13 protein-coding genes are annotated in these 13430 nt (G+C 62.4%); 1 reads left to right on the plus strand and 12 read right to left on the minus strand.

Annotated elements, in window-relative coordinates:
* Positions 1-57: 57 nt before the first annotated feature.
* A complete protein-coding gene (gene recR, locus AC0Z8Z_RS23925; protein WP_065988697.1) occupies positions 58-660 on the plus strand; it encodes a recombination mediator RecR in 603 nt (200 codons plus the stop codon).
* A 225-nt stretch (positions 661-885) separates the two neighbouring features.
* Here recR and AC0Z8Z_RS23930 read toward each other — a convergent pair whose 3' ends face one another.
* From AC0Z8Z_RS23930 to ccoN, 12 genes are all read right to left on the minus strand, one after another.
* Positions 886-1434, minus strand: a complete 549-nt coding sequence (locus tag AC0Z8Z_RS23930; protein ID WP_122622664.1) for an adenine phosphoribosyltransferase — start codon at positions 1432-1434, stop codon at positions 886-888.
* 63 nt (positions 1435-1497) lie between these two features.
* Positions 1498-2232 (minus strand): fumarate/nitrate reduction transcriptional regulator Fnr, encoded by a 735-nt coding sequence (gene fnr, locus AC0Z8Z_RS23935; protein ID WP_122537282.1) that lies wholly within the window; start codon positions 2230-2232, stop codon positions 1498-1500.
* A 134-nt stretch (positions 2233-2366) separates the two neighbouring features.
* On the minus strand, positions 2367-3749 hold the full coding sequence (gene hemN, locus AC0Z8Z_RS23940; protein WP_485620768.1) for an oxygen-independent coproporphyrinogen III oxidase: 1383 nt from the start codon (positions 3747-3749) through the stop codon (positions 2367-2369).
* Between the two features lie 70 nt (positions 3750-3819).
* On the minus strand, positions 3820-4587 hold the full coding sequence (locus tag AC0Z8Z_RS23945; RefSeq protein ID WP_485620769.1) for a sulfite exporter TauE/SafE family protein: 768 nt from the start codon (positions 4585-4587) through the stop codon (positions 3820-3822).
* Positions 4588-4721: 134 nt separating this feature from the next.
* Entirely contained in the window at positions 4722-4940 is a 219-nt protein-coding gene (gene ccoS / locus AC0Z8Z_RS23950) for a cbb3-type cytochrome oxidase assembly protein CcoS (protein ID WP_485620770.1), read from the minus strand.
* 25 nt (positions 4941-4965) lie between these two features.
* Positions 4966-7449, minus strand: a complete 2484-nt coding sequence (locus AC0Z8Z_RS23955) for a heavy metal translocating P-type ATPase (RefSeq protein WP_485620790.1) — start codon at positions 7447-7449, stop codon at positions 4966-4968.
* Between the two features lie 16 nt (positions 7450-7465).
* Entirely contained in the window at positions 7466-7999 is a 534-nt protein-coding gene (locus tag AC0Z8Z_RS23960; protein ID WP_485620771.1) for a FixH family protein, read from the minus strand.
* 12 nt (positions 8000-8011) lie between these two features.
* On the minus strand, positions 8012-9427 hold the full coding sequence (gene ccoG / locus AC0Z8Z_RS23965) for a cytochrome c oxidase accessory protein CcoG (protein ID WP_485620772.1): 1416 nt from the start codon (positions 9425-9427) through the stop codon (positions 8012-8014).
* Between the two features lie 56 nt (positions 9428-9483).
* Complete coding sequence (gene ccoP / locus AC0Z8Z_RS23970; RefSeq protein ID WP_485620773.1) at positions 9484-10464, minus strand: cytochrome-c oxidase, cbb3-type subunit III; 981 nt, start codon at positions 10462-10464, stop codon at positions 9484-9486.
* Positions 10461-10682 (minus strand): cbb3-type cytochrome c oxidase subunit 3, encoded by a 222-nt coding sequence (locus tag AC0Z8Z_RS23975; RefSeq protein WP_122534386.1) that lies wholly within the window; start codon positions 10680-10682, stop codon positions 10461-10463. The genes ccoP and AC0Z8Z_RS23975 overlap by 4 nt, the downstream gene beginning before the upstream one ends.
* Before the next feature lie 5 nt (positions 10683-10687).
* The gene (ccoO, locus tag AC0Z8Z_RS23980; protein WP_485620774.1) at positions 10688-11299 is read right to left on the minus strand and encodes a cytochrome-c oxidase, cbb3-type subunit II; all 612 of its coding nucleotides are present in this window, start codon (positions 11297-11299) and stop codon (positions 10688-10690) included.
* Positions 11299-12741: a cytochrome-c oxidase, cbb3-type subunit I gene (gene ccoN / locus AC0Z8Z_RS23985; RefSeq protein ID WP_485620775.1), complete on the minus strand. Its 1443-nt coding sequence runs from the start codon at positions 12739-12741 to the stop codon at positions 11299-11301. Before ccoN ends, ccoO begins: the two co-directional genes overlap by 1 nt.
* Between the last annotated feature and the right edge of the window lie 689 nt (positions 12742-13430).

Here is a 13430-nt window from a genome sequence, read left to right on the forward strand (position 1 = left end):
GGTAATCGGAGGCGCGGGTATAAACCGCGTCTCGTGTTTTTGTCGGACGTTTCTCCAATGAGCTTCAGCCCCCTGATTCGCCAGTTGATCGACTCCCTGCGCATTCTCCCCGGCGTCGGTCAGAAAACCGCCCAGCGCATGGCGTTGCAGCTGCTGGAGCGCGATCGCAGTGGTGGCTCGCGTCTGTCCCAGGCGCTGAGTCAGGCGATGGAAGGCGTTGGTCACTGCAAACAATGCCGCACCCTCACAGAAGAAGAACTCTGCCCGCAATGCTCGGACGTCCGGCGCGACGACACGCTGCTCTGCGTGGTCGAGGGCCCGATGGACGTGTATGCGGTGGAGCAGACCGGTTACCGCGGGCGTTATTTCGTGCTTAAGGGCCACCTGTCGCCGCTGGATGGTTTGGGGCCTGAAGCCATTGGCATCCCGCAACTGGTCGCGCGGATCGAAGAGCAGGGCTCGTTCACCGAAGTCATCCTCGCCACCAACCCGACGGTCGAAGGCGAAGCGACGGCGCACTACATCGCCCAACTGCTGACCAACAAAGGCCTGGTCACCTCGCGCATTGCCCACGGCGTGCCGCTGGGTGGCGAGCTGGAACTGGTCGACGGCGGCACGCTGGCGCACTCGTTCGCAGGGCGCAAGCCGATTCAGTTGTAGGCATGTTCCCTGTCTTCAATACGCGCCGCTGTCTTGCGGCGAATGCAGGACCTGTAGGAGCGAGCTTGCTCGCGAAGGTGGCCTTCCTACCGCTAGATATCTGGCGGCGGTACCGGCCTCTTCGTGAGCAAGCTCACTCCCACAATATCGTGTTCGCTCAGGAGCAGCAGTGTCAGCTGGCCTGACGTCTGGTGCTGTGATCAGACGTCGTCCGCGGGTGGCTTCTTACTTATCTGTCAACGCAAACTGGGTCAAACAGAACGTCGGGATTTCCATGTCGCGCAGGCGTTGTGAACCGCCCAGCTCAGGCAGGTCGATGATCGCAGCGGCTTCGTGAACCTTGGCGCCCATGCGGCGGATCAGGTTGGCGGCGGCGACCAGGGTCCCGCCGGTGGCGATCAGGTCATCGAACATCACCACAGAATCCCCGTCGCACAAGCTGTCAGCGTGGACTTCCAGCAGCGCTTCGCCGTATTCGGTCTGATAGGCCTCGGCCAGCACGTCCGCCGGCAATTTCCCCTGTTTGCGAAACAGCACCAGCGGTTTGTTCAGTTCGTAGGCCACAATCGAGCCGATGAGAAACCCGCGCGCGTCCATGGCGCCGACGTGAGTGAACTCGGCATCGATGTACCGCTGGATGAAGCTGTCGATGACCAGGCGCAGGGCCTTGGGTGACTGGAACAGCGGGGTGATGTCACGGAAAATCACGCCGGGCTTGGGGAAGTCCACCACAGGGCGGATGAGGGATTTGATGCTGACTTCGTCGAAAATCATAAGGATCTCGGGCAGGACATGACTCAAAAGACGCCAGTCTAAGCCCGCCCGGGCCATGATGCATCAGCTTTCCAGCGATCCTCCGGCCAGCGCACAGAGCTGAATCGGGTCGAGGATCTGGATTTCCTTGCCCTCGGCGGCGATCAACTCGTTCTGCTGAAAGCGGGTGAACACCCGGGACACGGTTTCCACCGCCAGTCCCAGGTAATTGCCGATCTCGTTGCGCGACATGCTCAGGCGGAACTGGTTGGCCGAGAAACCCCGGGCGCGGAAGCGGGCGGAGAGGTTGACCAGAAACGTGGCGATGCGCTCGTCGGCGGTTTTCTTCGAGAGCAGCAGCATCATCTGTTGGTCATCGCGAATTTCCCGGCTCATCACCCGCATCAACTGGCGACGCAATTGCGGCAGTTGCACCGACAACTCGTCCAGTCGTTCGAAGGGGATTTCGCACACCGACGTGGTCTCAAGGGCCTGGGCGGTGACGGGATACGCTTCGGCGTCCATCCCGGACAGCCCGACCAGCTCGCTGGGCAGGTGAAAGCCGGTGAGTTGTTCTTCGCCGCTGTCACTGAGGCTGAAGGTTTTCAGCGCGCCGGAACGCACGGCGTAGACGGAATTGAAAGTGTCGCCCTGGCGAAACAGGAAATCGCCTTTCTTCAAGGGGCGGCCGCGTTTGACGATTTCGTCCAGCGCATCCATGTCTTCCATGTTCAATGAAAGCGGAAGGCACAACGGGGCCAGGCTGCAATCCTTGCAGTGAGCCTGGGTGTGAGCGCGGAGTTTGACTGGCTCAGACATCGGGTAATTCCTTTTGCAGAAACACACATAAGTCGTAAGGGTAACCCAGCGGTCAACCCTGCGACTACCACGCGCCCTCCATGGCCAGAAATGATTCCTCCGCGCCAGGCGGAAAGTTCCTATATCACTTGTGCCTATATCACCCGGGAAAAGCGCTGACGGTTCTGCGCGGCCAAATAAGTGTCGAACACCATGCAGATCGAGCGCACCAGCAGACGCCCCGCCGGGGTGACGGTGATACCTGTCGGGTCCAGATGAATCAGCCCATCCGTGGCCATGGTCAGTAACTGAGGCCACTGCTCTCGGAAATGTTCTCGAAAGTGAATGGAAAATTCGTTCTCGACAGGGGCGAAATCCAGGCGGAAGTGGCAGATCAGTTGGCTGATGATGGTGCGCCGCAGCTGATCGTCTTCGGTGCAACGCAGACCGCGCTTGGTTGCCAGTTGGTCGCTGGCCAGCAAGGTCTGGTACTCGCTGAGGTCGCTGGTGTTCTGGGCGTACAGCTCGCCGATCTGGCTGATGGCCGAGACGCCAAGACCGATCAGATCGCAGTGGCCATGGGTGGTGTAGCCCTGAAAATTGCGCTGCAGCGTGCCTACTTCCTGAGCGATCGCGAGGTCGTCATCGGGCAGGGCGAAGTGGTCCATGCCGATGTACCGATAGCCTGCGCCGGTCAACTGTTCGACTGTGCGCTGGAGCATCTCCAGCTTGTGCTCCGGGCCGGGTAACTGAGCGGTGTCGATGCGCCGCTGGGGCATGAAGCGCTCGGGCAGGTGGGCGTAGTTGAACACCGAAAGCCGGTCGGGCTGCAGCGCAATCACCTGCTCGACGGTGCGGGCAAAGCCCTCTGGCGTCTGCAGTGGCAGACCGTAGATAAGATCGATATTTACCGAGCGAAACTGCAGGGTGCGCGCGGCTTCGACGATGGCGCGGGTTTCTTCAAGGCTCTGCAAACGGTTGATCGCCCGCTGCACCAGCGGATCGAGGTCCTGCACGCCGAGGCTGACGCGGTTGAAGCCCAGCTCGCGCAGCAGGCCCATGGTCGACCAGTCCGCCTCACGCGGGTCGATCTCGATGCCGTAGTCGCCGGAGTGGTCGTCCAGCAGAGTGAAGTGCTGGCGCAAATGGGCCATGAGCTGGCGCAGTTCGACGTGACTGAGAAAGGTCGGGGTGCCGCCGCCGAAGTGCAATTGCTCCACCACCTGACGGTCATCGACATGGGCGGCGATCAGGCTGATCTCGCGTTCGAGCCGTTGGAGGTACGCCTGCGAGCGGCTGCGGTCCTTGGTGATGACTTTGTTGCAGGCGCAGTAGTAGCAAATGTTGGCGCAGAACGGGATGTGCACGTAAAGCGACAACGGCCGCGACGCCTTACGGCTGTCGCGCAGTGCCTGCAGCAGTTCGAAGGCGCCAACCTGCGAATGAAATTGCACGGCGGTGGGGTAGGACGTGTAACGGGGCCCCGCCAGATCGTAGCGGCGGATGAGTTCAGAATCCCAACGAAGGTCGTCGAGCATGGGGGCATTCCCGATGAGGATGGCGGTGCGGGAAGTGTAGGGAGGGCTCAGATCAAGGCGTTGATCTGGGTCAATGGATGGGAAGGTGGGATTTCTCGTGGACCATGCCTGAATGATCCATGGCGGGATTCATTTCGTGATTCATCGTGTGAGGCGTGTGCCCCATCAGCCACTGTTGATGCGGGCCGGGGAGTGTCCACAGGCCGAACAGAATCACCAGCAGCCCGCCCGCCACGCGCACGCTTCGACGACGGAGCAGGGCGGTGATGCGCTCGGCGGCCAGGCCCGTGGCAAGCAGCACCGGCCAGGTACCGACCCCGAACGCGAGCATCAGCAATGCGCTGTGCAGTGCATCGCCCTGGCTCGCCGACCACAGCAAAGTGCTGTAAACCAGCCCGCACGGCAGCCAGCCCCATACCGCGCCCAGCAGTAACGCCCGGGGCGTCGTCGACACCGGCATCAAGCGGCGGGCCAGCGGTTGCAGGTAACGCCAAACCCCGCGGCCCAGACCTTCGATGCGGGTCAGGCCGCTCCACCATCCGGCCAGGTACAAGCCCATGGTGATCATCAGCAACCCCGCGATCACCCGCAACAGCATCGCCCCCGGGCTGTTGGCGACGGCCCAGCCGAGCATGCCCGTCAGCAATCCCGCGCAGGCGTAGCTGAAAACACGTCCGACGTTGTAGGCCATCAGCAGGCGCAGGCGTCTTCCGCGTTGCTCCTTGGGGATGGCAAAGGTGAGCGCGCCCATCAGCCCGCCGCACATGCCCAGGCAATGGCCGCCGCCGAGCAAGCCCAGTACGAGGGCGGAGAGGAGTTGGGGGAGGAGGTCAGGCATAGGCGCTATCCGAAAGCTTTCCGGTGAGCGTCAGTACGCCATCGCGAGCAAGCTGACTCCTCCAGGAGAACACATACCCCTGTAGGAGTGAGCTTGCTCGCGATGGCGTCGCTGAACGCAACATGGAATTAGGATTACTCACCTGACCCGGTCCTTACTGATGCCTGATCTTTTTTCCCCGACGCCTCATTTACCCCGGCCTTATGCCCCGCATCCTGGTCATCGAACAAAATGCTATGAGCCGGGCCGTCGAGGTCGTCGTACTGACCGCTGTCCACCGCCCAGAAAAAAATATAAATGGCCACCGCCACAATCAGCAGCGCCACCGGAATCATGATGTAGAGCGCAGGCATCGGGCCTCCGAATCGGCTCGTGGGTTCATGGGGTCACCGTCTGACGGGCAGCGATGGATTCTGCAGAAAGCGGCTTCATCCGCGTCAGACGCAACGCATTCAACACCACCACCAGCGAACTCACCGACATCCCCGCCGCCGCCCACAACGGCGTCACCCAGCCCAGCGCCGCGAAGGGCAGCACCAAACCGTTGTACAGCCCGGCCCACGCCAGATTTTCCAGAATGATCCGCCGTGTGCGCCGAGCGAGGCCAAGCGCCTCCACCAACGCCTGCAGACGATTCGACAGCAGCACCGCATCGGCGCTGGTCTTGGCCAGATCGGTCGCCGAACCCATGGCGATGCTGATGTCGGCTGCTGCCAGCATCGGCACATCGTTAACCCCGTCGCCAATCACCAGAACGGTCCGGCCCTCGGCGCGCAGCCGTCGCAGAATGGCGAGCTTGTCATCCGGCCGCAGGCTGCCCACGGCTTCATCAATCTGCAGCTGACTCCCGACGCTGAGTACCATCGGCGAGCTGTCGCCGGACAACAGCAAGGTCTTCCAGCCGCGTTGTTTGCATGCTTCGACCAGGGCAGCCGCGTCGTCCCGCATCCGATCATCCAGCACCAGCCAGGCGAGGGCCTGTGTGTCATCCCCCAGCAGCAACCACTGACCGGGCTCATCCGGCATGGAGGGCACAGCGACGCCGCTCAAGGCGCAGACAAACGCGGGCTGACCGATGCGTAACGGGCGCCCATCAACGACGCCTTCAAGGCCTAGCCCCGGCGTGGCGACAACCCCCTCGGCAGTCAGCGGCGTTTTGCCGAACGCCCGGGCAATCGGGTGTTCGGAGCGACTTTCCAGCGCCGCTGCCAGGCTCATGCAGTCGTCACTGCTCAGCGCGCCGAGCCTGCGAATGGCTCTTAGCGTCAGGCGACCTTCGGTCAGCGTGCCGGTCTTGTCGAAGATCACCGTGTCGATTCGGTTCAGCCCTTCCAGCACATGGCCGCGGGTCAGCAACAATCCGAGCCTGTGCAGCTTGCCGGTGGCGGCGGTCAGCGCGGTCGGCGTTGCCAGCGACAAGGCGCATGGGCAGGTGGCGACCAGCATTGCCAGCACAATCCAGAATGCGCGAGCGGCATCGAGCTGCCACCAGACCACGCCGACACACGCCGCCAGCACCAGCGAAATCAGCAAAAACCACTGCGCCGCGCGGTCCGCCAACTGCGCAAGGGGCGGCTTCTCCGATTGGGCGCGCTCCAGCAATCGGACGACGGCAGAGAGCCGCGTGTCATCGCCGAGGGCAAGTACTTCTACGGTCAGCACGCTTTCGATATTGGCGGTGCCGGCGGTGACGGCGTCTCCCACCTCGCGTGGCTGAGGCAGGTACTCGCCGGTGAGCAGCGATTCGTCGAGGCTCGACCGACCCGCGATGATTCGGCCGTCCGCCGGCAACAGCGCGCCGGGGTGGGCCAGCACGTGATCGTGCAAACGCAACTGATGAGTCAAGACGCGCTCGGTCTGGCCGTCCGCGTTCAACCGCAGGCAGGACGCCGGCAGCAGATTGACCAGTTGCGCCGTCGCGGCGCTGGTGCGTTCCCGGGCGCGGCGTTCGAGGTAGCGGCCGGTGAGCAGGAACAGCGCGAACATGCCGACCGCGTCGAAATACAATTCGCCAACCCCGGTGCCCGCCGTCCAGAGGCCTGCGAGGTACGCCGCGCCAATCGCCAGCGACACCGACACATCCATCGTGAGATGACGGGCGCGCAGGTCGCGCAGCGCCCCTTTGAAGAACGGCGCACAGCTATAAAACACGATGGGTGTCGTCAGAAACATCGCCACCCAGCGCAGGATCGTATGCATCTCGGGGCTGAGGTCGATGTTGAATTCAGGCCAGGTCGCCATGGTCGCCATCATCGCCTGAAACCACAACAGCCCGGCGACGCCCAGTTGACGCAGGCTGCGGCGGTTTTCCCGGGCCAGATGCTCGGTCGCCTTGTCCGGCTGATAAGGGTGGCCGGCGTAACCGATGCTGCGCAGCTCGGCCAACACCTCGCTCAGGGGCAATGACAGGTCTCGCCAGCGCAGGTGCAGGCGGTGATTGGACAGGTTCAGCCGTGCCTCGACGACGGCGGGCAGCGTGCGCAGATGGCGCTCGATCAGCCAGCCGCAGGCCGCGCAGGTGATGCCCTCGATCATCAGCGTCGTTTCAGCCACATCGCCGGCGACATCGCCAGAGGGGGTGTCATGGCGGACAAAGGGCGCTTGCACGTCGGGACGATCAAAGAGGGCTTGTTCGTCGGCCAGAGGCGTCGGCAGCACCTGAGGATTGACCGACGCTTCGCTGCGATGCAGGTAATAGCTTTCCAGGCCGCCGACGACGATGGCGTGGGCCACGGCCTGACAACCGGGGCAACAGAACTCCCGCGCCTCACCCAGCACCGAAGCGACGAAGCGCCCGCCCGGCGGGACCGGCAGCGTGCAGTGGTAACAAGACCGCAGGTGGTTTATCTCTGTGGCCGTCATTTGAGTGGCGTCCACGTCAATGCCTGCCCGCGCCCTGAATAGGCTCGTCGCCCAGGGTCAGTGGTTGCCCGGCAACGATCCGCTCTTCCTCGAACAGGCGCCAGGTCTGGGCGTTTTCCACCCCCAGCAATTCGACGAAGCGCCGGCCTTCGACCCTGTCGCTCAACTGCCCGACGTAACGCCCCGGCTGCGAAGGGTTACGCGCCAGCACGATTTTACGGTCCTTGTCCGGCTGGGTCGGGGAGATGAGGTTCAGCACCAGGGTTTCCGGCTGACTGGCGCCGCTCAGCTGGACATCCACTTCGCCGGTCAGCTCATCAAGGCCCACCCGGGCTTGCAGGTTGAGGGACTGAGCCAGCAACTCGCGATCGAGGGAACGGTTGATGCCTTTCCCGGCCTCGTAATAGTTGTCGGTGACGAGGTTGTCGGGGTGGGTCACGGCGATGGTGACCATCGCCGCGGTCAACGACACCGAGCAGGTCAGGATGCCAATGATGATCCATGGCCATAGCTGCCGGTGCCAGGGACGTGCTGCGGTGATTGCGGTCATTTCTGACATCTCTCAGCGAATGGACGGGCCGATGAAACGGCTCTTGGCGTGGACTTCGGTGTCGCTGTGCTCGCTCTCCCTCAGGACGAAACTGACCTCGTTGGTGCTCGACGGCAGTTGCTCCGGCGCGACCGACAGCTGCACCGGCAGGCTGACGATCTCGCCCGCCGGCACCATGATCTCGCGACGGCCTTGCAGCTTCAGGTCCGGCAGCCCGGTGGCCTCGAGCAGATAGATGTGGTCGATCTGGTCCTTGTTCATGACCTTCAGGCTGTAGACGTTTTCGATCCGGCCGTCAGCGTTTTCCCGGTACAGCATGCGGTCCTTGCTGACGTCCAGACCCACCAGCGGACGCGTGAGGAAAGCACCAATGAGCCCGCCGATCATCACCAGCAACACCAGGCCATAGCCGATTAACCGCGGCCGCAGTGTATGGGTTACCTGCCCGGAAAGGTTGTGCTCGGTGGTGTAACTGATCAAACCGCGCGGGTAGTCCATCTTGTCCATGATCGAGTCGCAGGCATCAATGCACGCCGCGCAGCCGATGCACTCGATCTGCAAACCGTCGCGGATGTCGATGCCCGTGGGGCAGACCTGCACGCACATTGTGCAATCGATGCAGTCGCCCAGGCCCTCAGCCTTGTAATCCGTGTCCTTTTTGCGCGCACCCCGTGGCTCGCCGCGCCGTGGGTCGTAGGAAACGATGAGGGTGTCCTTGTCGAACATCACGCTCTGAAAGCGCGCGTAGGGGCACATATGGATGCACACCTGTTCTCGTAGCCAACCGGCGTTGGCGTAGGTGGCGAGGGTGAAGAAGCCGACCCAGAAATACGACCAGCCGTCGGCCTCGCCGGTGAAGAAGTCCGCCAGCAGCTCGCGGATGGGCGAAAAGTAGCCGACGAAGGTCAGGCCGGTGACCAGGCCAATCAGCAGCCACAGGCCGTGCTTGGCACACTTTCGCGCGAACTTGTTGGCGTCCATGGGCGCCTTGTCGAGCTTGATGCGCTGGTGGCGGTCGCCTTCGGTGACCTTTTCGCACCACATGAACACCCACGTCCACACGCTTTGGGGGCAGGTATAGCCGCACCAGACGCGCCCGGCGAACACGGTAATGAAGAACAGCCCGAACGCGCTGACGATAAGGATGCCCGACAACAGAATGAAGTCCTGCGGCCAGAATGTGGCGCCGAAGATGTAGAACTTGCGTTCTGGCAGGTTCCACCACACCGCCTGATGCGCGCCCCAGTTGAGCCAGACCGTGCCGAAATACAGCAGGAACAGCACAACGCCGCCACCCATGCGCAGGTTACGGAAGACACCGGTGAACGCGCGGGTGTAGATCTTCTCCCGCGAGGCGTACAGGTCAACGGTGTCGCCGTCCTTTTCAGTCGGCGGCGTGAGGTTGTGCAGCGGAATCTGATTGCTCATGGCAGCGTCCTACGCCCTTCGGGCCGAATCATCAGCGTGTGCGACGGCGATATCCTTCACTCGGAGTTTGCCGCCGGTTCGTCGCCATGGGACAGGCTATACACGTAAGCCGCCAGCAGGTGCACCCGGTCGTTTCCCTGCAGCAAGGCCTGCGCCGGCATCTGGCCCTGGCGACCGTACTGGATGGTCTGTTGCAGCTGGGCGAAGCTTGCGCCGTAAATGAACCCGCCGGGGTGGGTCAGGTCTGGCGCGCCCAATGCGGCAACGCCTTTGCCCTCTGGCCCGTGGCAGGCGACGCAGGTGGTGGCGTAGATTTTCGCACCTGCCAGCGGATCGGCGTTCGCATCAGCCGGCAACGCGCGCCCGTTCAGTTGAGTCAGCACGTAAGCCGACACGTCGCGTACGCCTTGATCGCCGATCACCGCACCCCATGCCGGCATCACGGCATGACGGCCGTTCATGATGGTGGTTTTGAGACTCTGCGGATCACCGCCCCAGCGCCAGTCAGCGTCTGTGAGGTTGGGGAAGCCGTAGGCGCCTTTGGCGTCGGAGCCGTGACAAACCGAGCAGTTAGAGGCAAACAACCGGCCACCCATGTTCAGCGCTTGGGGATCCTTGGCCACTTCTTCGATGGGCATGGCCGCGAACTTGGCGAAGATCGGTCCGAAGCGCGCTTCGGAGCGGGCCATTTCCTTCTCCCATTCATGCACGCCGGTCCAGCCGGTAGTGCCGTCGGAAAACTGGATTTTTTTCTCGTTGTCGGCGTAGTCGTACCCCGGCAGCAAGCCCTTCCACTTGCCCAGGCCCGGGTAAAACGCCAGATAACCCAAGGCGAAGATGATCGTGCCGATGAACAACCAGAACCACCACTTGGGCAGCGGGTTGTCGTATTCCTCGATGCCATCGAAAGAATGGCCCACGGTTTCATCGGTGGTGTCGGCGCGCTGGCCCTTGCGCGTGGCGATCAGCAGCCAGCCCATCGCGAAGATCGTGCCCAGGGTCAGCACCGTGACGTAAAGGCTCCAGAATGTGCTCATTCTTTTGGGCTCCTTTCGGCGTTGGAGGGTGCGTGCTCTTTGCTTTGGTCTTGCGCCTGCCTGACCTGCGCGATCGCCTCCGGATCATCGGCAAACGGCAGCAGGGTTGCATCGTCGAATTCCGCTTTACGCCGCGGGCTGAACACCCACAACGCCAGACCAATGAAGGCCACCATCACGACGACGGTGCCCAGGCCTCGTATTGTTCCCATGTCCATGGCGATCACCGTTTGCTCTTGATGAGGGTGCCCAGGCCCTGAAGGTAGGCCACCAGCGCATCCATTTCGGTCTTGCCCTTCACAGCTTCGCTCGCGCCGGCGATGTCGGCATCGGTGTAGGGCACGCCCAGGCTGCGCAGCACTTCCATCTTCCTAGCGGTCAGCGCGCCGTCGAGCTTGGTGTCCGCCAGGAAGGGGTAGGCCGGCATGATCGACTCTGGCACCAGGTCCCGCGGGTTATACAAATGCGCGCGGTGCCAGTCATCCGAGTAGCGACCGCCGACCCGGGCCAGGTCCGGCCCGGTGCGTTTGGAACCCCACAGAAAGGGGTGATCCCAGACGCTTTCGCCCGCCACCGAGTAATGCCCGTAGCGTTCAGTCTCGGCGCGAAACGGCCGGATCATCTGCGAATGGCAACCCACGCAGCCGTTGGCGATATAGACGTCGCGGCCTTCGAGCTCCAGCGCCGGGCGCGGCTTCATGCCTTCGACGGGTTGAGTGGTGACGTCCTGAAAGAACAGAGGAACTATCTGCGTCAACCCGCCGATGGCCACCGCGATGACCATGAAGATCGACAGCAGGCCGATGTTCTTTTCCAGTGCTTCGTGCTTGATCATCAGTGGGCCCCCACGACGGCAATCTGCGCGGCGGCTTCGGCTTCTTCCGTGTTCGCTGCACGAATGGTGCGGAACACGTTGTAGGCCATGAACAGCATGCCGCTGGCGAAAATCCCTCCGCCCAATGCGCGCACGATGTAGCCCGGATGACTGGCCTGCAGGGCCTCGACAAACGAGTATGTGAGCGTGCCGTCGTCGTTGATTGCGCGCCACATCAGGCCTTGGGTGATGCCGTTGACCCACATCGCGGCGATGTAAAGCACGGTGCCGACAGTGGCGAGCCAGAAGTGCGTGTTGATCAGGGGGAGGCTGTGCATCTGCGCACGGCCGTAGAGTTTCGGGATCATGTGGTAGACGGCGCCGATGGAGATCATCGCCACCCAGCCCAGCGCGCCGGCATGAACGTGGCCGATGGTCCAGTCGGTGTAATGGGAAAGCGAGTTGACGGTCTTGATTGCCATCATTGGTCCTTCGAACGTCGACATCCCATAGAACGCCAGCGACAGCACGAGGAAGCGCAGAATCGGGTCGGTGCGCAACTTATGCCATGCGCCCGAGAGGGTCATCATGCCGTTGATCATGCCGCCCCAGCTCGGCACCAGCAGGATGATCGACATGACCATCCCCAGCGATTGCGCCCAGTCGGGCAGGGCGGTGTAGTGCAGATGGTGCGGGCCGGCCCAAATGTACAGGGTGATCAGCGCCCAGAAATGCACGATGGACAGGCGATAGGAATAGATCGGGCGCTCGGCCTGTTTCGGCACGAAGTAATACATCATTCCGAGAAAGCCGGTGGTGAGGAAAAAGCCCACGGCATTGTGCCCGTACCACCACTGGATCATCGCGTCGGTGGCGCCGGCATACGCCGAATACGACTTGAACAGGCTCACCGGCAGCGAGATGTGGTTGACGATGTGCAGCATTGCCGTCACCACGATGAATGCGCCGTAGAACCAGTTGGCGACATAAATGTGTCGGGTCTTGCGCTTGACGATGGTGCCGAAGAACACCGCGCCGTAGGCGATCCAGACAATCGTCAGCAGGATCGCGATCGGCCATTCGAGCTCGGCGTATTCCTTGGTGGTGGTGTAGCCCATCGGCAGGCTGACGATGGCGCCGATGATTACCGCCTGCCAGCCCCAGAAATGAAAGGCCGCCAGGCCATCGGAAATCAGCCGCGCCTGACAGGTGCGCTGGACGACGTAATAGGACGTGCCGAACAGTGCACAGCCGCCGAACGCGAAGATAACCAGGTTGGTATGCAGGGGGCGCAGGCGACCGAATGTCGTCCACGGTAATCCGAAATTCAGGTCAGGCCAGACGAGCTGGGCGGCGATGAACACGCCCATGCCCATGCCGATGATGCCCCAGACCACCGTCATGATGGCGAACTGGCGGACGACCTTGTAGTTATAAGCAGTCGGGCGGGGTGCTGTGCTCATGTCAGGTTCCACGGTGTGTATTTTATTAGTGTGGTAACAGCCGCACCTTCGATCGCGCGTAGCCCGTCACGCAGTGGCGTGGTTGAGGATCGACGGAGGCGATAGACGCGGTGCACGCAGACGCCCGGTCGCCGAAGCGTGAGGGGGTTCTGGCTGAGTGGCCTGGGGGAAGGAAGACAGGTCGAGCTGGATCGCGCGCGTGAGTGGGAGGGATTGGATACAACCCTGCGGGTGAAAACAGCGCTGAGGCTGCTTGTCTGCAAGAGGGTTGCGTTGCCGGGCACAATCTTGTTGCTGGGCCTGTGGCTAGCTGTCGCCGGTCCACTGTGCGGACACAGCTTAGACGCGAATGATCGCGGAGGGAAGGCTTTGGAACAGCGCCTGCGACACTTGGCCGCGCTCGACGTGAAGTTGCCGCGTCCCTGGCGGGACGCGGCGATCAACCATTTCCGGAGATAGCTGAAACGCTTCTCTGCCTGCCGTTCCTGTGCATCGAGAGAGCATTTCGACTGCAAAGTTGTATACAAAAAGCCGCTGACATTGGCGCTTTTTCCCGCCCAAAAATATTTGGCCCGAGCTGGCAGAAAGGCCGGCGATCGTCACGGGTGATCGTCCGGCGCGGACAAAAAGCATATTCCGTCGATGAAACCGCCCGGTTGTGTGCAGGTTGGGGCGCTCAGGGTTCGGTG

Source organism: Pseudomonas sp. 1L-C-7-B-C1 (genome assembly GCF_057291635.1).